The following is an 18620-nucleotide window of genomic DNA, read 5'->3' as shown; positions in this document are numbered from 1 at the left end:
AGCCCTTTGTGGCGTCAAGACCTCCACTGAACACACGAATGACGAGAAGCGAAACCACCATCATGATGCGCAGCCATTATTGCGGCCAACTGAACGAGAGCCTGGAAGGTCAGGAAATTACCCTTTGCGGATGGGTCCATCGTCGCCGCGACCACGGCGGGGTGATTTTCCTCGATATCCGTGACCGCGAAGGCATGGCTCAGGTCGTTTTCGACCCGGATCGCGCAGACAGCTTCGCCGCCGCCGATCGCGTGCGCAGCGAATACGTGGTGCAGATCACCGGTAAGGTGCGTCCGCGTCCCGCTGGCGCTGTGAACGCCAACATGGCCTCCGGTGCCATCGAAGTGCTGGGTTACGAGCTGACCGTGCTCAACGAAGCCGAAACCCCGCCGTTCCCGCTCAACGAGTACTCCGACGTCGGCGAAGAAACCCGCCTGCGCTATCGCTTCATCGACCTGCGTCGTCCGGAAATGGCCGAGAAGCTGCGCCTGCGCTCGCGGATCACTTCCAGCATCCGTCGCTACCTCGACGAAAACGGCTTCCTCGACGTCGAAACGCCGATCCTCACCCGTGCCACCCCAGAGGGCGCGCGTGACTACCTGGTGCCGAGCCGCACCCACGCTGGCAGCTTCTTCGCCCTGCCGCAATCGCCGCAGCTGTTCAAGCAACTGCTGATGGTTGCCGGTTTCGACCGCTACTACCAGATCGCCAAGTGCTTCCGCGACGAAGACCTGCGTGCCGACCGTCAGCCGGAATTCACCCAGATCGACATTGAGACCAGCTTCCTCAATGAATCCGAGATCATGGGCCTGACCGAGAACATGATCCGCAAGCTGTTCAAGGAAGTCCTGGACCTGGAGTTCGGCGAATTCCCGCACATGACCTTCGAAGAAGCCATGCGCCGCTACGGTTCCGACAAGCCGGACCTGCGTAACCCGCTGGAACTGGTCGACGTTGCCGATCAGCTCAAGGACGTCGAGTTCAAGGTCTTCAGTGGCCCGGCCAACGACCCGAAATGCCGCGTTGCCGCCCTGCGTGTGCCTGGCGCTGCCAGCATGCCGCGCAGCCGCATCGACGAGTACACCAAGTTCGTCGGCATCTATGGTGCCAAGGGCCTGGCGTACATCAAGGTCAACGAGCGCGCCAAGGGCGTCGAAGGCCTGCAGTCGCCAATCGTCAAGAACATCCCGGAAGCCAACCTCAATGTGATCCTCGATCGCGTTGGCGCGGTCGACGGCGACATCGTGTTCTTCGGTGCCGACAAGGCCAAAATCGTCAGCGAGGCGCTGGGCGCCCTGCGCATTAAGGTCGGTAACGACTTCAACCTGCACACCTGCGAATGGGCGCCGATGTGGGTTGTCGACTTCCCGATGTTCGAAGAGAACGACGACGGCAGCTTCACTGCATTGCACCACCCATTCACCGCGCCGAAGTGCTCGCCTGAAGAGCTGGAGGCCAACCCGGCCACCGCGCTGTCGCGTGCCTACGACATGGTCCTCAACGGTACCGAACTGGGTGGCGGTTCGATCCGTATCCACCGCAAGGAAATGCAACAGGCGGTGTTCCGTCTGCTGGGTATCGAAGCGGCTGAACAGGAAGAGAAGTTCGGCTTCCTGCTCGACGCCCTGAAATTTGGTGCACCGCCACACGGTGGCCTGGCCTTCGGTCTGGACCGTCTGGTCATGCTGATGACCGGCGCCCAGTCGATTCGTGAAGTCATCGCCTTCCCGAAAACCCAGAGCGCTGCGTGCGTCATGACCCAGGCGCCAGGCCTGGTCGATGCCAAGGCCCTGCGTGAGCTGCACATCCGTCTGCGCGAACAGCCCAAGGCTGAGTAAGCGGACCCCGGGCGCATCCAAATGGATGCGCCTTTGCGTTAAGCAGTACTGATTTTATGGTTCCTGCCCGGTTTGCGCCGGGCAGGTGCATGGCATTGTTACAAAGGATTCGGAGTCGTTATGGCTGGTCATTCCAAATGGGCAAACATCAAGCACCGTAAAGAGCGTCAAGACGCCAAGCGGGGCAAGATCTTCACCAAGTGGATCCGTGAACTGACCGTCGCCGCCAAGCAGGGCGGCGGCGATCCGGGCTCCAACCCGCGTCTGCGTCTGGCTCTGGACAAGGCCCTCGGTGCCAACATGAGTCGCGACATCATCGACCGGGCGATTGCCCGTGGCGCTGGCGCGACCGAAGCCGATAACGTTGAAGAACTCAGCTACGAGGGCTACGGTCCGGGTGGCGTGGCGATCATGGTCGAGGCTATGACCGACAACCGCAACCGTACCGCTGCAGCCGTGCGTCACGCCTTCAGCAAGTGTGGCGGCAACCTTGGCACCGACGGGTCGGTGGCTTATCTGTTCGAACGCAAGGGGCAGATCAGCTTTGCCGCGGGCGTTGATGAAGATGCGCTGATGGAGGCGGCGATGGAGGCCGATGCTGACGATGTGGTCAGCAATGAAGACGGCTCCTTTGACGTGTTCACCTCGTTTGCCAGCTTCTATGCCGTGCGTAACGCGCTGGAAGAAGCAGGCTTCAAGGCGGCGGATGCGGAAATCGTCATGCAGCCGACCACCAGTGCCGAACTGGACCTGGATGGCGCGCAAAAGGTGCTCAAGCTGATCGATATGCTTGAGGATCTGGATGACGTGCAGAACGTCTATTCCAATGCCGAGATTCCCGACGAAGTCATGGAAAGTCTCGGCTGACCTACAGCCCTGGCTGGTTGGAAGCCGGATCCACCTGCAGTCGCCTTGCGGCTGCAAGCGGGTCCGGCTTCTGTCTTTACAACGACGCGTAGATGCGTCATTGAATATGCAGGCGTTATGACTCTGATTCTTGGCATCGACCCTGGCTCGCGCATCACCGGCTACGGCGTGGTGCGCCAGGGGCCTCGGGGCTGCGAATATGTGGCTTCCGGGTGTATTCGAACCGGTAGCGGCGAGTTGCCGGAGCGCTTGCAGATCGTGTTTCGCGGTGTACGAGAGATCATCAGCCAGTACGGCCCGGTGACCATGGGCATCGAACGGGTGTTCATGGCGCGCAACGCCGATTCGGCGCTGAAGCTGGGGCAGGCGCGTGGCGCGGCCATTGTCGCTGCCATTGAAGAAGGGCTGGAGATCGCCGAATACAGCGCAACCCAGGTCAAGCAGGCCGTCGCCGGTACAGGCGGGGCCAACAAGGAACAAGTGCAGATGATGGTCATGCATCTGCTCAAGCTGACCCAGAAACCGCAGATCGATGCCTCCGATGCCCTGGCCATCGCCCTGTGCCATGCCCACACCCGCTCCAGCCTGTTGCCGCACGGCCTGGGCACCGCGCGCAGCCGTAGCGGACGCTTGCGGCTCTGATAGCATCATGCGTTGAAACAAATTTTGACCGGGCAATGCCATCGGCCATTGCATTTGCTGTTAGGGTTGACCGGTTGTTTGCCGGCGCCCATGAGGAAGGATTGCAACGTGATTGGACGTTTGCGCGGCACTCTGGCTGAAAAGCAGCCGCCGCACCTGATTGTTGATGTCAATGGCCTGGGCTACGAGCTCGAAGTGCCAATGACCACGCTGTACCGCCTGCCCAAGGTGGGCGAGGCGGTGACCTTGCACACCCACCTGGTGGTGCGTGAGGATGCTCATCTGCTCTATGGCTTCCATGAGAAGCGCGAGCGAGAGCTGTTTCGTGAGCTGATCCGGCTCAACGGCGTCGGCCCCAAACTGGCCCTGGCGCTGATGTCGGGCCTGGATGTCGATGAGCTGGTGCGCTGCGTCCAGGCTCAGGATGCTTCGGCCCTGGTCAAAGTGCCCGGTGTCGGCAAGAAGACCGCCGAGCGCCTGTTGGTCGAACTCAAGGACCGTTTCAAAGCCTGGGAAACCTCACCGGCCATGTTCGCCCTGGTGCCCAATGGGCCGCTGCCGCTGGCCACCGTCTCCAGTGCCGAAGCCGATGCCGTCAGTGCCTTGATCTCCCTGGGTTACAAGCCCCAGGAAGCCAGCAAGGCAGTGGCTGCTGTCGATGCCAAGGGGCTGAGTAGTGAAGAACTGATCCGTCGCAGCCTGAAGGGAATGATCTAAGTGATAGAAGCCGATCGACTGATAGCCGCCACCGGGCGTGACCGTGAAGAGGTCCAGGACCGGGCGATCCGCCCGCTGCGCCTGGCCGAATACATCGGTCAGCCAGTGGTGCGTGAGCAGATGGCCCTGTTCATCGAGGCGGCGCGCGGGCGCAGCGAGTCGTTGGATCACACCCTGATCTTCGGCCCGCCGGGTCTGGGTAAAACCACCTTGGCCAATATCATCGCTCAGGAAATGGGCGTGTCGATCAAGAGTACTTCAGGGCCCATTCTCGAGCGTCCGGGTGATTTGGCGGCGTTGTTGACCAACCTTGAGCCGCACGACGTGCTGTTCATCGACGAAATTCACCGTCTGTCGCCCATTGTCGAAGAAGTGCTGTACCCGGCCATGGAGGACTTCCAGCTCGACATCATGATCGGCGAGGGGCCGGCGGCGCGCTCGATCAAGCTCGACCTGCCGCCGTTTACCCTGGTCGGCGCCACCACTCGCGCCGGCATGCTGACCAATCCGTTGCGTGACCGCTTCGGTATCGTCCAGCGCCTGGAGTTCTACAACACCGAAGACCTGGCAACCATCGTCAGCCGTTCCGGTGGCATCCTCGGTCTGCCGATTGAGGATGAAGGTGCCTTCGAGATAGCCCGGCGGGCCCGTGGCACACCGCGAATCGCCAACCGCCTGTTGCGCCGGGTGCGCGATTTTGCCGAGGTGCGGGGCAAGGGCCATATCACCAAGCCGATCGCCGACATGGCGTTGAACCTGCTGGATGTCGACGAGCGCGGTTTTGATCACCAGGACCGCCGCTTGCTGCTGACCATGATCGAGAAGTTCGACGGTGGTCCAGTCGGCGTCGACAGCTTGGCGGCGGCCATCAGTGAGGAGCGCCATACCATCGAGGATGTGCTCGAGCCCTACCTGATCCAGCAGGGCTATATCATGCGCACGCCGCGGGGGCGGGTGGTAACCCGGCATGCCTACCTGCACTTCGGTCTGAACATCCCCAATCGCCTCGGCGAGTCGGTCAATGGCGAAGGTTTTTCCGCCCCGCCCGATGAATGACAGATTTATCTGCTGTTTTCGTGGTCCTATCGGCTGTCATGGAAGGACCACGCTGGCAATACGACATAATCGATGAAAAACAGTTGCCGGAGCGGATTGGCAAGCTGAGGAGTAAGCACTAGAGTATGCGCGCGCAAAATGGGCTTGAGCCGTTCGCACATCATTGTCGGGTCTATTACGAAGACACTGATGCGGGCGGCGTGGTGTATTACGTCAATTACCTGAAATTCATGGAGCGTGCCCGCACCGAGCGGTTACGCGCACTGGGCTTTGCCCAGTCGGCCTTGGCGCAGGACAACCTGCTGTTTGTGGTCCACTCCAGCGAGGCGCGCTATCACGCGCCAGCGCGACTGGACGATGAATTGCGGGTTACCGCGCAAGTGCTTGAATTGAACCGCGCCAGTCTGCGCTTCGTGCAGCAGGTCTGGCGCGAAAAAGATGCAACGCTGCTCTGCGAAGGGCAGTTCCTGGTGGCCTGTGTGCGCGCCGATACTTTCAAACCCCGGGCCATTCCCCCAGCGCTACGTACGGCCTTTGCCGAGGCTGGCGATCCGGGTACTCATTCAAATGCAGGAGATTAAGCGTGGAAGCTAACGTCGTCGACCATACCTCCATGTGGAGCCTGGTCAGCAATGCCAGCATCGTGGTACAGCTGGTCATGCTGGTTCTGGTTGCCGCATCGGTAACGTCATGGATCATGATTTTCCAGCGCAGCACCATGCTGCGCGCCGGTCGTCGAGCCCTGGAAAGCTTCGAAGAGCGCTTCTGGTCGGGAATCGACCTGTCCAAACTGTACCGCCAGGCGGGCAGCAACCCGGACCCGGACTCGGGTGTCGAGCAGGTTTTCCGTGCCGGCTTCAAGGAATTCTCCCGCCTGCGCCAGCAGCCTGGCGTTGATCCTGATGCGGTCATGGAAGGTGTTGGCCGGGCGATGCGCGTAGCCATCTCCCGTGAGGAAGAGAAGCTCGAGCAGAGCCTGCCGTTCCTGGCTACCGTCGGCTCCACCAGCCCGTACATCGGTCTGTTCGGTACCGTGTGGGGCATCATGAACTCCTTCCGCGGCCTGGCCAGCGCCCAGCAGGCAACCCTGGCTACCGTCGCCCCGGGTATCGCCGAGGCCCTGATCGCTACCGCGATCGGCCTGTTTGCCGCGATTCCAGCGGTTATTGCCTACAACCGTTTCGCTGCCCGCAGTGAAGTCTTGATCGGCCGTTACTACACGTTCGCCGACGAGTTCCAGGCCATCCTGCACCGTAAAGTGCACACCAGCGAAGAGTGATCAGGTAAAAGCCCATGGCCCGAGTTCGCCACAAACGCAAGCCGGTCGCCGAGATGAACGTGGTGCCTTACATCGACGTGATGTTGGTACTGCTGGTCATTTTCATGGTGACCGCACCGATGCTCAACCAGGGCGTGAAGGTCGATCTGCCCAAGGTTTCCAGCGAAGCCTTGCCGCAGGACAACAACGTCCAGGTCCTGACCATTTCGATCAAGGCTGACAAGACCTACTTCTGGAACCTTGGCAGCGAAGTCGACACCGAAAAGCAGATGGACAAGGCTATGACCTTGCCGCAAATGACCGACGCCGTGACCAAAATCATCGCCGCCGGACGTGACCAGGGCAAACAGACCCAGGTCTTCATCCGTGGCGACAAGTCCGTCGACTACGGCGCGGTCATGGGTGCCATGGGCGGGTTGCAGAAGGCAGGTGTCGGTAACGTTGGCCTGATTACCGAGGCGCCCTGATGCAACAGCGAGAGCCATCCGCCTCGGAAAGCTATTTCTGGCCCAGCGTCTGGGCCATTGCGCTGCACGTTCTGGTGTTCGGCATGCTGTTCGTCAGTTTTGCCATGACCCCGGAGTTGCCGCCGTCCAAGCCTATTGTCCAGGCAACCCTGTACCAGCTGAAATCGAAAAGTCAGGCCACCACCCAGACCAATCAGAAGATTGCGGGTGAAGCGAAGAAAACCGCTTCGCGCCAGACCGAAGAAGAACAGATGGAGCAGAAAAAGGTCGAGCAGCAAGCAGTGAAGGCTGCGGAACAAAAGAAGGAAGAAGCTGCTCAAAAGGCGGAAGAAGCACGCGCCGAAGCCGAGGCCAAGAAGTCCGAGGAAGCCAAGAAGGCTGACGAAGCGAAGAAAACCGCCGAAGCCAAGAAAGCCGAAGAGGCCAAGAAGGCTGCCGAGAAGCAACAGGCTGATATCGCCAAGAAGAAGGCCGAAGAGGAAGCCAAGAAAAAGGCTGACGAAGAGGCCAAGAAAGTGGCGGCTGAAGAAGCCAAGAAAAAAGCAGCCGAGGACGCCAAGAAGAAGGCGGCCGAGGATGCCAAGAAGAAAGCCGTGGCCGAAGAAGCGAAGAAAAAGGCCGCTGAAGACGCCAAGAAGAAAGCTGCAGCTGATGCAGCCAAGAAGAAGGCCCAGGATGCAGCCCGCAAGGCGGCGGAAGACAAGAAAGCCCAGGCCCTGGCCGAGCTTCTGTCCGATACCACCGAGCGGCAACAGGCATTGGCAGACGAGCAGGGTGACCAGGTAGCCGGCGACTTCGACGACCTGATCCGTGCACGTGCGGCCGAGGGCTGGGCACGTCCACCTTCTGCGCGCAAGAACATGACGGTGGTTCTGCAGATTGGCATGCTGCCTGATGGCACCATTACCTCGGTGAGCGTAGCGCGCTCCAGTGGCGATGGTCCGTTTGACAGCTCGGCAGTTGCCGCGGTCAAGAACATTGGTCGTTTAACCGAGATGCAGGGCTTGAAACCGAGCGAATTCAATCCCTATCGTTCATTCAAGATGACATTCACACCTGAGGATCTAGCCTTGTGATTAAACTTCTTCGAGGACTGCTGGTCGTTCTCTGCTGCGCAGCAGGAATGGCCGTGGCAGAAGAAAAGAACATTCTGGTCACCAGCGGCAGCGACCGTGCCACGCCTATCGCAGTCGTGCCTTTCGGTCTGCAGGGCGGTAGCGTGCTGCCGGAAGACATGGCTGACATTATCGGTAATGACCTGCGCAACTCCGGTTATTACTCGCCGATCCCGCGGCAGAACATGATCAGCCAGCCGAGCCAGGCCAGTGAAGTGATCTTCCGTGACTGGAAAGCTCTGGGCGCCCAGTACGTCATGGTCGGTAGCATTGTGCCGGCCGGCGGTCGCCTGCAGGTGCAGTACGCACTGTTCAACGTCGCCACCGAACAGCAAGTGCTGACCGGCAGCGTCACCGGCGGTGTCGATCAGCTGCGCGACATGTCTCACTACATCGCTGACCAGTCGTTCGAGAAACTCACCGGCATCAAGGGTGCGTTCTCTACCCGCATGCTGTACGTGACCGCTGAGCGTTTCTCCACCAATAACACGCGTTATACCCTGCAGCGTTCGGACTACGACGGCGCGCGTGCGGTGACCCTGCTGCAATCGCGTGAGCCGATCCTGTCGCCGCGTTTTGCACCCGATGGCAAACGTATCGCCTATGTGTCGTTCGAGCAGAAGCGTCCGCGCATCTTCGTTCAGCACATCGATACCGGTCGTCGTGAGCAGATCACCAACTTCGAAGGCCTCAACGGTGCTCCGGCCTGGTCGCCGGACGGTTCGCGCCTGGCGTTCGTGCTGTCCAAAGACGGCAACCCGGACATCTACGTGATGAACATGGGCTCGCGCCAGCTGTCGCGTGTTACTGCGGGTCCTGGTATCAACACCGAACCGTTCTGGGGTAAAGATGGTTCGACCATCTATTTCACTTCCGACCGTGGCGGCAAACCACAGATCTATAAAACCAATGTTTCCGGTGGTGGTGCCGAGCGTGTAACTTTTGTAGGCAACTACAACGCCAACCCTAAACTTTCGGCGGATGAAAAGACCCTGGTGATGATTCATCGTCAACAAGGTTTCACCAACTTCAAGGTGGCTGCACAAGATTTGCAACGCGGTAGTGTAAAGATTCTCTCTGAAACAAGTCTTGATGAGTCTCCTACTGTTGCGCCCAACGGCACCATGCTAATCTACGCCACCCGCCAGCAGGGCCGGGGAGTCTTGATGCTCGTCTCTCTCAACGGACGCGTGAGGCTCCCGCTTCCTACCGCTCAAGGCGAAGTCAGAGAACCGTCCTGGTCCCCTTACCTGAACTGACGCGGCGCTTTACGTTTTACTTAACACATTGGGGTTCATTAGGAGTTTCACGATGGAAATGCTGAAGTTTGGTAAGTTTGCTGCGCTGGCTCTGGCCATGGCCGTAGCTGTAGGTTGCTCTTCGAAAGGCGGCGACGACGCTGGTCAAGGCGCTGTTGACCCTAACGCTGGCTACGGTGCCAACACTGGCGCTGTTGACGGCAGCCTGAGCGAAGAAGCAGCTCTGCGCGCAATCACCACCTTCTACTTCGAATACGACAGCTCGGACCTGAAGCCAGAAGCCATGCGCGCTCTGGACGTTCATGCCAAGGACCTGAAAGGCAACGGCGCTCGCGTCGTGCTGGAAGGTAACACCGACGAGCGTGGTACTCGCGAATACAACATGGCTCTGGGCGAGCGTCGTGCGAAAGCCGTTCAACGCTACCTGGTTCTGCAAGGCGTCTCTCCTGCCCAGCTGGAACTGGTTTCCTACGGCGAAGAGCGTCCAGTTGCCACCGGCAACGACGAGCAGTCCTGGGCTCAGAACCGTCGCGTCGAACTGCGTAAGTAATTCGATATGCGAATGTGCCGTCGTGCTGTAACCGTCCTGGCGCTCAGCCTGCCACTCGTGGCTTGGGCTGAGGTTCCTGTTGTTGATGACAACGCTGGCTATAGCGGCGCAAGCAGCTATCCGCCATCGGGTTATGGTACGAACGGCGCCTACGCCGGGGGAGGGGTTACCGCCCCTGCCTCGGCGCAGGGTCAGTTGTTCCTGCAACTGCAGCAGATGCAGGATCAGCTGTCGCGTCAACAAGGCATCATCGAAGAGCTGCAAAACGATGTTGCGCGCATGAAACAGGAAAGCCTGGAACGTTACCAGGACCTGGATCGGCGTATTGGAACCGGCGCTCCTGCCGAAGCTCCACAGAATTCTCCAGCGGGTGGCGAAGCCGCCGCCGGCGCTGCTGCAGGTGCTGCCGCCGCGCAACCGCCCGCAGCCAGTAGCGAACCTGGCGATCCGGCCAAAGAGAAGCTCTATTACGACGCTGCCTTTGACCTGATCAAAGCCAAGGATTTCGACAAGGCCAGCCAGGCGTTCAACGCCTTTCTGCGCAAATACCCCAACAGTCAGTACGCCGGCAACGCCCAGTACTGGCTGGGTGAGGTGAACCTGGCCAAAGGCGACCTGCAAGCGGCAGGGCAGGCCTTCGCCAAGGTCAGCCAGCTGTATCCCAAGCACAACAAGGTGCCGGATTCGCTGTACAAGCTGGCCGACGTAGAGCGCCGCCTGGGTCACACTGACCGGGTCAAAGGCATTCTGCAGCAAGTCATTACCCAATACCCGGGTACTTCGGCTGCACAACTGGCCCAGCGCGATCTGCAGAAGCTCTGAGTCAGCCGTTTAGAAAGAAACCCGCGCTAGTCGCGGGTTTTTTCGTTAGAATCTCTGCCCTTTTATTGAAATACGCTGCTGTGAACTACGCGATGACGGGTTTTCAGCGGTGCCTGACGGAGGCGGACAGCCTGTTTAGCTGTTACGCCCGTGGCGACTATGCAAGACACATTACGAATTACCGAAGTTTTTTACTCTTTGCAGGGTGAAACGCGTACCGCTGGCCTGCCCACGGTTTTTGTCCGTCTCACCGGCTGCCCGCTGCGCTGCCAGTATTGCGACAGTGAATACGCCTTCAGTGGCGGCACTGTCCGCACCCTTGATTCGATCCTCGAGCAGGTCGCAGGCTTCAAACCGCGCTATGTCTGCGTCACCGGCGGCGAACCGCTGGCCCAGCCCAATGCCATTCCTTTACTCACGCAGCTGTGTGACGCGGGCTATGAGGTTTCGCTCGAGACCAGTGGCGCCCTGGATATTTCCAGAGTGGATCCGCGTGTCAGCCGGGTCGTTGACCTGAAAACCCCAGGCTCCGAGGAAGCACATCGTAACCGTTACGAGAACATCGAGCTGCTGACCGCCAATGATCAGGTCAAGTTCGTCATCTGTTCGCGTGAAGACTACGACTGGGCGGTGTCCAAACTCATTCAGTACGGCCTGGAAAAACGCGCAGGTGAAGTGCTGTTCTCGCCGAGCCACCATCAGGTGAGCGCCACCGACCTCGCCGACTGGATTGTGGCTGATAATTTGCCGGTTCGTTTTCAGATGCAGTTGCACAAACTGCTGTGGAACGACGAGCCGGGACGCTGACAGGAGCGCGATGCAATGACTGAGAAACGTGCGGTAATTCTGCTTTCCGGTGGCCTGGACTCGGCCACCGTGGTCGCCATGGCCAAGGCCGAAGGTTACAAGTGCTACACCATGAGCTTCGACTATGGTCAGCGCCATCGCGCGGAGCTGAACGCCGCTGCGCGGGTCGCCCGTGACCTGGGTGTGGTCGAGCACAAGGTCATCGGCCTGAGCCTGGACGGCATCGGCGGCTCGGCCCTGACCGACAGCAGCATCGACGTGCCTGAGGCTCCGAGCGAGGGGATCCCGGTCACTTACGTCCCGGCGCGTAATACGGTGTTCCTGTCCCTGGCCCTGGGTTGGGCCGAGGTGCTTGAAGCGCGGGATATTTTCATCGGCGTCAACGCCGTGGACTATTCCGGTTATCCGGATTGCCGTCCGGAATTTGTCGAGGCATTCGAGCGCATGGCCAACCTGGCCACCAAGGCTGGTGTCGAAGGCCAGGGGTTCCGTATCCAGGCACCGCTGCAGAACCTGAGCAAGGCGCAGATCGTCCAGGCCGGTATGGCCCGCGGCGTCGACTACAGCCTGACGGTGTCCTGCTACCAGGCTGACGATGAAGGCCGTGCCTGCGGTAAATGCGACAGCTGCCGCCTGCGTGCTGACGGCTTCAAAGCGGCGGGTGTAGAAGACCCAACACGATATTTTTAAATTATTTTGCGATGGGGTGTTGATTTCCTGTTAGAAATCAGTATTATACGCGCCATCCAACGGGTCGTTAGCTCAGTTGGTAGAGCAGTTGGCTTTTAACCAATTGGTCGTAGGTTCGAATCCTACACGACCCACCATATGCTGTAAGTCAAAGCCCGCGTCCTGTAAAGGTCGCGGGCTTTTTCGTTTTGCCTGTCGAGCCCGGTGGCGGGGCTTGCCTTGGAGCGCGGTGTGACTGACACACCGCGATCGCAGGGCAAGCCGGCTCTTACCTTAGAACGCGTAGGTAGCCGAGAGGATCGCCGAGCGGGCATCGCCATATTCGATGGCCGACGAGCGTGCATCGGTACCGTTCTGCTGGCGCACACGTTCGACGTAGTCTTTGTCGAACAGGTTGTTGACGTTCAGCTGCAGGTCGAGGTTGTCGTTGACCCGATAGGCCACCATCGCATTGTGTAGCCAGTAGGCATCAAGCTTGGCGCTGGTGCTGGAGGTTACGTTGCGCTCGCTGACGTAGCGTGCGCCATAGCCAAGGGTCCAGCCAGCGGGCAGCTCATAAGTGGTCCAGAGGTTGAACGAGCGCGGTGGCGTGTTGCCAAGCGCCTGGCCTTCCCGGGCGATGCCAGCGGCGGTGTCGGCGGCTTCCAGGGTTTCGCTGTCGAGGAAGGTGTAGTTGGCGAATACATCCCATTGTTCAGTGATGTGACCGGTCACGCCCACTTCCACACCTTGCACGCGCTGTTTACCCGCCAGTTGGGTCGAACCGTCGGCCATGGTTTCGCGGGCGTTGCTCTTCTCTACACGGAACAACGCTGCATCCAGCTCCAGACGCTTATCCAGCAGCTCCCATTTGGTCCCCAGTTCCCAGGTCTCGTTTTTCTCTGGCGCCAGGTCTTCGGTCGCGGCAGTCAGGCCACCACCGGTGGAGGCCAGGCTTTCGGCGGAGGGGTTGAACGAGTTGCCCCAGGCGACGTAGATGCGCCCGTTCTCGGTCGGTTTGTAAACCAGGCCCGCGCGGCCGCTGAGCTTCTCGTCGGTGGACTCGAAGTCGGAGGTTTTGACATGAGCGGCGGAGTAGCCCTGAGCTTCACCTTTGAACTTGTCATAGCGCAGCCCCAGGTTCAGGTCCCATTGCTCATGCAGAGCGATGGTATCGAACACATAGAGCGCCTGGTTTGTCAGTTCAGTCTCGGTGTAGCCGCTGGTGGCCTTGTTGATCGGGCCAGACCAGTGACCGGGCGGATTGCTCAAGTCGTAACCTTCGCCTGGGTACAACGTAGTGCCAAGGCCATGGTTGTAGGTCTTCAGGTCCAGGGTTTCTCGTGAGACCTCCACGCCAGTGACCAGGTCATGACGCATGCCCAGCACATTGAAGTTGCTGATCAGGTTGGTCTGGTTGATCCACATTTCGGTGGTCGCATCGCGGCCATAGCCCTGTGGGCCTGCCGGACGGTAACGGCCCGGTGGGACACCCTCGGTGTTTACGTGCGAGGCGGACACCGTGGTGTCACGGGCGATATGGCTGTAGCGGGTGAGGTTCTGCAGGCGCAGGTTATCGTTGAAGTCGTGCTCGAAGTTGGCTGTGAGGGAGCTTTGCTCGATCTCTTCTTTATCAAGGTTTTTCCAGCCGAAATAGTCTTCGCGATCGACACCACCCATTTTCTTGCCGTCGAGGGCCGGTACGCCATAGTCAGGCAGGTTGTCGTCCACCTGATGGAACGCACTCAGCGTCAGCCGCGTGGACTCGCTCAAACCCAGGCGCAGGGACGGGGCGACCCCCCAGCGCTCACGGTCAATTTCTTCGCGACCGGCGACATCGTTCTGGTGGCCCATGAGGTTGATCCGCAAGGCGCTGTTATCACCCACGCCCTCCAGAGGCTGGTTGCTGTCCAGGGTCATGCGGTAGTAATTGTCGGTACCGACACTGCCACCCAGGCGGGTGAAGGCGCGATCCTGCGGCTGCTTGCTGATGATGTTGATGCTGCCGCCGGTTGTGCCGGCACCGCCGAACACCGAGTTCGGCCCTTTGATCACTTCGACTTGCTCGACATTGAAGGTGTCGGTGCGATTGGTCTGGGCGCTGTCGCGCAAACCGTCAATCTGGATGTTGCTGTTGGCCGAGAAGCCACGGATGTTGATGCTGTCACCCGAGCCACCGCCGCCTTCGCCAGCGTTGAAGGTGATGCCTGAGACGTTGGACAGCACTTGGCGAAGGCTCAGGGCTTGCTGCTCCTGAATCACCTGGGCAGGCACTACAGTGATGGTCTGGGGCGTATCAAGCAGTGATGTGGCGATTTTGCTCGATGCCGAGTGCTCGGTCTTGTAGGGGCTGCCGGGCTTGGCATCAACGTTGATGTTGTCCAGTTGCAGGGGCTTTTGCTGCGATTGCTCGGCGAGCACGAGACTGCTTGAAGACGCAACGGCTAAGCCAAGGGCTGAAGCGATGAAGGAGCTGGAGGAACGAGTGGAGGAGAGCGAGCCTGCCATGTTGAGTGCGACCTAATGAGACAATAGATTATTTGTTATTGAGAATCATTGATAATCGTATATGCACTCTGTCGCATTTGAGAAATATTTTCATATCTCTCGAATGTAAGTAAATGTTGCTGGCTGCTGAGGGGCTGGAGGCGGGGGAGGTTTGCATGGCTGAATCTATCTGGCCATCAGATGGTCGTCAGGCCTTGCGGGCAATGTACTGGAAATGCTCAGACTGATTTATAGTGGCCGCCTCTCCAATGGTGCCTTCGGGATTAGGGAAGTCGTGTGTTTTTGAGGTTTGTTCTGATCGCCGTAATGCTGGCGATTTCGGCGTGTAGTTCCCACGCCCCCAGTCCGCATGTCTCCGCCAACAAAGTCATGACCGGCAGCTACAAGGTAAAGCGCGGCGATACCTTGTATTCGATTGCCTCGCGCCATGGCTGGAGCTTCAAGGAGCTGGCGCGCTACAACGGCATCAGTGCGCCTTACGCGGTGAATGTGGGGCAGACCATTCGCTTCGGTGGCTCGAAAGCCACGACGCGCCCCACGACCACAACCGCCAGCAAGGGCAAGCCTGTTGCCCCGGCTACCAATGTCACCTTGCGCGGTTGGGCGTGGCCGCTGCAGGGCACGGTGATTGGTCGCTACTCGGCAGCCGATAAACTCAGCAAGGGCATTCGCATTGCCGCGACGCCGGGGCAGCCGGTTTTCGCCAGCCTCGGCGGCAAGGTGGCGTTCGCCACCAATATCCGCGGCTATGGCAACCTGATCATCCTCCAGCACGGGACGTCCCACGCCAGCGTTTACGGCCACAACAGCAAGCTGCTGGTCAAGGAAGGGCAAACCGTCAGCAAGGGCCAGAAGATCGCCGAAGCGGGAGACCTGGATGCCGATCGCGTGCAGCTGTACTTCGAGATTCGCCAGAACGGCAAGCCGGTAAATCCGCTGAGCGTGCTACCCGCTGCCAGCTGAGCTGAAGGTGTGCCTTGGTAGTCGGGGGGAGTGACGGTGGGAGCGGGCTTGCCCCGCGATGCGATGTAACTGACAGTCTGCAATCGCGGGGCAAGCCCGCTCCCACCGCCGCGCCCTACTGGTACTTGATCACGATACCCTTGAGTTTGCGTCCTTCGACCGTGTGGATGTCACGGTCCCACAGCGGTCCGCTGACATAGGCCGATTGCGGCTGGATTCGGTCGTAGACCACCACCACGGCATCGCCACCAATCTTGGCGGCTTCGTCACGCAGCTTCTGTTCGACATCGCTGATCGGCGGTGCCGGCTCGACGCTGGCATCCACCAGGATCTCACCCAGTCGTGAATGCGGGCGCAGCGGTTCGCGGCGCAGCACCTCGACATTGGCGGCGTTGGTGGGGGCCGCGTGGGCAACCCCGACGTATTCGGTAGTGCGTGCATCGATGCTGCTGCAGCCGGCCAACACCAGCAGCAGCGTGCCTGACAAGCAGAGCTTGCTGACCGTTTTCATCGTTTCTCCCCTCCAATGCCCGTTGCGCAGCGCAACCGCAACTTAACTGACAGTAGCTGTAATTGAGTCGCTGGCAAGGGCCTGGAGTAGGGCACTGTGCGCAAGGTTCAGCCCAGCACCTCGCGCAGCCGGTACCACATCATGCCCAGGGCCAGCAGCGGCGAGCGCAGGGCCTTGCCGCCGGGGAAGGTCATGTGCGGCACGGCGCTGAACACATCCATGCCCTGGCTGTGGCCGGCATCGATAGCCTCGGCCAGCAGGCGCGCAGTCCAGTGGGTGACGTTCAGGCCATGCCCGGAATAGCCCATGGCGTAGTACACGTTGGGGTGCTGCGACAGGCGGCCAACCTGAGGGAAACGGTTGGCAGTGATGCCGATTTTGCCGCCCCACTGGAACTCGATGCGGGTGTCGGCCAACTGCGGGAACACTTTGAGCATCTTCGGCCGCATGTACCCGGCAATGTCCAGCGGGTCGCGCCCGGAGTAATGACAGGCGCCGCCGAACAGCAGGCGCCGATCCGCGGTGAGCCGGTAGTAATCCAGGCCGACTTTCTGGTCACACAACGCCAGGTTCTGCGGGATCAGTTCATTGGCCAGCGTTGGCGACAGAGGCTCGGTGGTGATGATGTAACTGCCAGCAGGCAGCACCTTGCCGCTCAGGCGCGGTTCGAGCTCTTCCAGGTGAGCGTTGCACGCCAGCACCAGGCTGCCGGCCCGCACGCTGCCGTGGGCACAGCGCACTTGTACGGTGGCACCGTGGTTGATCTCCAGCACCGGGCTGTGTTCAAAGATCCGTACGCCGAGGGCGGCTGCCACGCGCGCCTCGCCCAACACCAGGTTGAGCGGGTGCAGGTGGCCCGAGCCACGGTCGATCAAGCCGCCGGCATAAACCGAGGAGGCGACCACTTCGCGCATCCGCTCAGGGCCGACCAGTTGGGTTTCATGGCGGTAGTCCAGGGCTGCCAGGCTGTCCTGCTCGGCGCGGAAAGCGGCGAACTGGGCCGGGGTATTGGCCAGTTCGCAGAAACCCCAGCGCAGGTCGCAGTCGATGTTGTGTTCGTTGATGCGCTTGGCCACCACTTCGACCGATTCGATGCCGGCACGCTGCAGGTATTTCACCCCGTCCTGGCCGACGTAACGGGCAAAGCCTTCGACCTCATGGCCGATGCCGCGGATCAGCTGGCCGCCGTTGCGGCCACTGGCACCCCAGCCGATGCGACGGGCTTCCAGGAGGATTACCGAGAGGCCGCGCTGGGCCAGTTCGATTGCGGTGTTGACGCCGGTGAAACCGCCGCCGATCACACACACGTCGGCACTGAGTTCAGCGCTCAGCACCGGGTGTTCAGGCATCGCAGCGACCGATGCCCGGTAGTAAGAGCTGGCATGTTGCGCAGCAGGATTCATAGAGGCTCCCTGGTTCATTTATTCGACTTCACTTTGCTCCAGGAGCGGGTCATCACCCGCATGATCTGCGGGGTCGGGGTGTTGGAGACGTACAGTTTGTCCAGCACCGCTTGCGGCGGGTACACCTCGGGGTTCTTGACTAGATCGGCGTCCATGTACTGCTGGGACGGTGGAACGGCGTTGGCATAACCGACGGTGGCGCTGACCTTGGCGATCACTTGCGGGTCGAGCAGGTAGTTCACAAAGGCATAGGCTTCTTTCGGGTTGCTGGCGTCGGCGGGAATGGCCAGCAGGTCGAACCACAGGTTGGCGCCTTCCTTGGGAATGGCGTAGGCGATGTTGACGCCATTGTTGGCTTCCTTGGCGCGGTTGGCCGCCTGGAACACATCGCCGGAGTAGCCGAAGGCCACGCAGATATCACCGTTGGCCAGGTCCGAGACGTACTTGGAGGAATGGAAGTAGGTGATATAGGGGCGCAGGCTCAGCAGCTTGGCCTCGGCCTTTTTGTAGTCCTCGACATTATTGCTGCGCGGGTCCATGCCCATGTAGTTGAGGACCGCCGGGAACAGTTCATCTGCCGAGTCCATGAAGGAGACGCCGCATTTGCTGAGCTTCTTGAGGTTCTCCGGTTCGAACATCACCGCCCACGAGTCGATGTGATCGACCCCCAGCACCTGCTTGACCTTGTCGACGTTGTAACCGATGCCATTGGTGCCCCACAGGTATGGCACCGAGTGCTGGTTGCCGCTGTCGTTCTCTTCCAGGGCCTTGAGCAGTACCGGGTCGAGGTTTTTCCAGTTCGGCAGTTGCTCGCGGTCGAGTTTCAGGAACGCGCCGGCTTTGACCTGGCGCGCGAGAAAGTGGTTGGAAGGCACGACCACGTCGTAACCGGTGCGACCGGCCAGCAACTTGCCTTCCAGGGTTTCGTTGGAGTCGAACACGTCATAGATGACCTTGATACCGGTGCTGCCCTGGAAATCCGCCAGGGTGGTTTCACCGATATAGTCGGTCCAGTTGTACACGCTGACGCTGGGCTGGGCCTGGGCTGTGGCGCTGACCAGCAGCGCCAGGGTCGCACTTGCAACTGTTTTCAATGAACGCATATCGACACCTCTTGGAATTGTTTTATCGACGTTTGGTACCCGGC

19 protein-coding genes and 1 tRNA gene are annotated in these 18620 nt (G+C 60.1%); 16 read left to right on the top strand and 4 right to left on the bottom strand.

Translation table 11 applies throughout. The annotated features are described in order from the left end of the window. Window positions 1-62 precede the first annotated feature (62 nt). From aspS to PSAKL28_RS20215, 15 genes are all read left to right on the top strand, one after another. Entirely contained in the window at window positions 63-1838 is a 1776-nt protein-coding gene (gene aspS / locus PSAKL28_RS20285; RefSeq protein ID WP_038616901.1) for an aspartate--tRNA ligase, read from the top strand. A gap of 120 nt (window positions 1839-1958) precedes the next feature. Continuing rightward, entirely contained in the window at window positions 1959-2705 is a 747-nt protein-coding gene (locus PSAKL28_RS20280; RefSeq protein WP_038613870.1) for a YebC/PmpR family DNA-binding transcriptional regulator, read from the top strand. Between the two features lie 117 nt (window positions 2706-2822). After that, window positions 2823-3347, top strand: a complete 525-nt coding sequence (gene ruvC, locus PSAKL28_RS20275; RefSeq protein ID WP_038613867.1) for a crossover junction endodeoxyribonuclease RuvC — start codon at window positions 2823-2825, stop codon at window positions 3345-3347. A gap of 108 nt (window positions 3348-3455) precedes the next feature. Further along, window positions 3456-4064: a Holliday junction branch migration protein RuvA gene (gene ruvA, locus PSAKL28_RS20270; RefSeq protein WP_038613864.1), complete on the top strand. Its 609-nt coding sequence runs from the start codon at window positions 3456-3458 to the stop codon at window positions 4062-4064. Next, window positions 4065-5120, top strand: a complete 1056-nt coding sequence (ruvB, locus tag PSAKL28_RS20265) for a Holliday junction branch migration DNA helicase RuvB (RefSeq protein WP_038613862.1) — start codon at window positions 4065-4067, stop codon at window positions 5118-5120. 125 nt (window positions 5121-5245) lie between these two features. After that, a complete protein-coding gene (ybgC, locus tag PSAKL28_RS20260; protein ID WP_051939500.1) occupies window positions 5246-5701 on the top strand; it encodes a tol-pal system-associated acyl-CoA thioesterase in 456 nt (151 codons plus the stop codon). A gap of 2 nt (window positions 5702-5703) precedes the next feature. Then, entirely contained in the window at window positions 5704-6399 is a 696-nt protein-coding gene (gene tolQ / locus PSAKL28_RS20255; protein ID WP_038613859.1) for a protein TolQ, read from the top strand. A 14-nt stretch (window positions 6400-6413) separates the two neighbouring features. Next, a complete protein-coding gene (gene tolR / locus PSAKL28_RS20250; RefSeq protein WP_028943072.1) occupies window positions 6414-6866 on the top strand; it encodes a protein TolR in 453 nt (150 codons plus the stop codon). Then, window positions 6866-7942: a cell envelope integrity protein TolA gene (tolA, locus tag PSAKL28_RS20245; RefSeq protein ID WP_038613857.1), complete on the top strand. Its 1077-nt coding sequence runs from the start codon at window positions 6866-6868 to the stop codon at window positions 7940-7942. The genes tolR and tolA overlap by 1 nt, the downstream gene beginning before the upstream one ends. A gap of 47 nt (window positions 7943-7989) precedes the next feature. Next, window positions 7990-9240, top strand: a complete 1251-nt coding sequence (gene tolB / locus PSAKL28_RS20240) for a Tol-Pal system beta propeller repeat protein TolB (RefSeq protein WP_051939498.1) — start codon at window positions 7990-7992, stop codon at window positions 9238-9240. A 52-nt stretch (window positions 9241-9292) separates the two neighbouring features. After that, window positions 9293-9790 carry a peptidoglycan-associated lipoprotein Pal gene (gene pal / locus PSAKL28_RS20235; RefSeq protein ID WP_028943075.1) on the top strand — a complete coding sequence of 166 codons (498 nt, stop codon included), beginning with the start codon at window positions 9293-9295 and terminating at the stop codon, window positions 9788-9790. A gap of 6 nt (window positions 9791-9796) precedes the next feature. Then, window positions 9797-10612: a tol-pal system protein YbgF gene (ybgF, locus tag PSAKL28_RS20230; RefSeq protein WP_038613853.1), complete on the top strand. Its 816-nt coding sequence runs from the start codon at window positions 9797-9799 to the stop codon at window positions 10610-10612. A gap of 159 nt (window positions 10613-10771) precedes the next feature. Beyond that, the gene (queE, locus tag PSAKL28_RS20225; protein WP_038613850.1) at window positions 10772-11419 is read left to right on the top strand and encodes a 7-carboxy-7-deazaguanine synthase QueE; all 648 of its coding nucleotides are present in this window, start codon (window positions 10772-10774) and stop codon (window positions 11417-11419) included. Window positions 11420-11434: 15 nt separating this feature from the next. Next, window positions 11435-12109 carry a 7-cyano-7-deazaguanine synthase QueC gene (gene queC, locus PSAKL28_RS20220; protein WP_038613848.1) on the top strand — a complete coding sequence of 225 codons (675 nt, stop codon included), beginning with the start codon at window positions 11435-11437 and terminating at the stop codon, window positions 12107-12109. Between the two features lie 61 nt (window positions 12110-12170). Further along, window positions 12171-12246, top strand: a tRNA-Lys gene (locus PSAKL28_RS20215). A gap of 136 nt (window positions 12247-12382) precedes the next feature. Here PSAKL28_RS20215 and PSAKL28_RS20210 read toward each other — a convergent pair. After that, window positions 12383-14596 (bottom strand): TonB-dependent receptor, encoded by a 2214-nt coding sequence (locus PSAKL28_RS20210; protein ID WP_038613846.1) that lies wholly within the window; start codon window positions 14594-14596, stop codon window positions 12383-12385. A 276-nt stretch (window positions 14597-14872) separates the two neighbouring features. On the opposite strand from PSAKL28_RS20210, the gene PSAKL28_RS20205 reads away from it, so the two are divergent. Next, complete coding sequence (locus tag PSAKL28_RS20205) at window positions 14873-15559, top strand: peptidoglycan DD-metalloendopeptidase family protein (protein WP_038613844.1); 687 nt, start codon at window positions 14873-14875, stop codon at window positions 15557-15559. 115 nt (window positions 15560-15674) lie between these two features. Here the strand turns inward: PSAKL28_RS20205 and PSAKL28_RS20200 are convergent, their stop codons facing one another. The 3 genes from PSAKL28_RS20200 to PSAKL28_RS20190 form a co-directional block, all read right to left on the bottom strand. Next, a complete protein-coding gene (locus PSAKL28_RS20200; RefSeq protein WP_038613842.1) occupies window positions 15675-16070 on the bottom strand; it encodes a hypothetical protein in 396 nt (131 codons plus the stop codon). 107 nt (window positions 16071-16177) lie between these two features. Next, complete coding sequence (locus PSAKL28_RS20195; protein WP_038613839.1) at window positions 16178-17473, bottom strand: NAD(P)/FAD-dependent oxidoreductase; 1296 nt, start codon at window positions 17471-17473, stop codon at window positions 16178-16180. Between the two features lie 14 nt (window positions 17474-17487). Continuing rightward, window positions 17488-18576 carry a polyamine ABC transporter substrate-binding protein gene (locus PSAKL28_RS20190; protein WP_038613837.1) on the bottom strand — a complete coding sequence of 363 codons (1089 nt, stop codon included), beginning with the start codon at window positions 18574-18576 and terminating at the stop codon, window positions 17488-17490. Between the last annotated feature and the right edge of the window lie 44 nt (window positions 18577-18620).

The organism is Pseudomonas alkylphenolica (assembly GCF_000746525.1).
In the GTDB taxonomy this organism is placed as follows: Bacteria; Pseudomonadota; Gammaproteobacteria; order Pseudomonadales; family Pseudomonadaceae; genus Aquipseudomonas; species Aquipseudomonas alkylphenolica.
The sequence above is the reverse complement of the archived record's forward strand: the minus strand, read 5'-3'. Positions and strand labels throughout refer to the sequence as shown.

What these genes read in the sequence shown, in the direction of transcription:
- queE (WP_038613850.1), top strand. Translation starts at nt 10,772, where the DNA reads ATGCAAGACACATTACGAATTACCGAAGTTTTTTACTCTTTGCAGGGT.
- PSAKL28_RS20200 (WP_038613842.1), bottom strand. Translation starts at nt 16,070, where the DNA reads ATGAAAACGGTCAGCAAGCTCTGCTTGTCAGGCACGCTGCTGCTGGTG.
- tolR (WP_028943072.1), top strand. Translation starts at nt 6,414, where the DNA reads ATGGCCCGAGTTCGCCACAAACGCAAGCCGGTCGCCGAGATGAACGTG.
- queC (WP_038613848.1), top strand. Translation starts at nt 11,435, where the DNA reads ATGACTGAGAAACGTGCGGTAATTCTGCTTTCCGGTGGCCTGGACTCG.
- aspS (WP_038616901.1), top strand. Translation starts at nt 63, where the DNA reads ATGATGCGCAGCCATTATTGCGGCCAACTGAACGAGAGCCTGGAAGGT.
- ruvC (WP_038613867.1), top strand. Translation starts at nt 2,823, where the DNA reads ATGACTCTGATTCTTGGCATCGACCCTGGCTCGCGCATCACCGGCTAC.
- PSAKL28_RS20280 (WP_038613870.1), top strand. Translation starts at nt 1,959, where the DNA reads ATGGCTGGTCATTCCAAATGGGCAAACATCAAGCACCGTAAAGAGCGT.
- pal (WP_028943075.1), top strand. Translation starts at nt 9,293, where the DNA reads ATGGAAATGCTGAAGTTTGGTAAGTTTGCTGCGCTGGCTCTGGCCATG.
- ybgC (WP_051939500.1), top strand. Translation starts at nt 5,246, where the DNA reads ATGCGCGCGCAAAATGGGCTTGAGCCGTTCGCACATCATTGTCGGGTC.
- PSAKL28_RS20190 (WP_038613837.1), bottom strand. Translation starts at nt 18,576, where the DNA reads ATGCGTTCATTGAAAACAGTTGCAAGTGCGACCCTGGCGCTGCTGGTC.
- PSAKL28_RS20195 (WP_038613839.1), bottom strand. Translation starts at nt 17,473, where the DNA reads ATGAATCCTGCTGCGCAACATGCCAGCTCTTACTACCGGGCATCGGTC.
- PSAKL28_RS20210 (WP_038613846.1), bottom strand. Translation starts at nt 14,596, where the DNA reads ATGGCAGGCTCGCTCTCCTCCACTCGTTCCTCCAGCTCCTTCATCGCT.
- tolA (WP_038613857.1), top strand. Translation starts at nt 6,866, where the DNA reads ATGCAACAGCGAGAGCCATCCGCCTCGGAAAGCTATTTCTGGCCCAGC.
- ybgF (WP_038613853.1), top strand. Translation starts at nt 9,797, where the DNA reads ATGCGAATGTGCCGTCGTGCTGTAACCGTCCTGGCGCTCAGCCTGCCA.
- tolB (WP_051939498.1), top strand. Translation starts at nt 7,990, where the DNA reads ATGGCCGTGGCAGAAGAAAAGAACATTCTGGTCACCAGCGGCAGCGAC.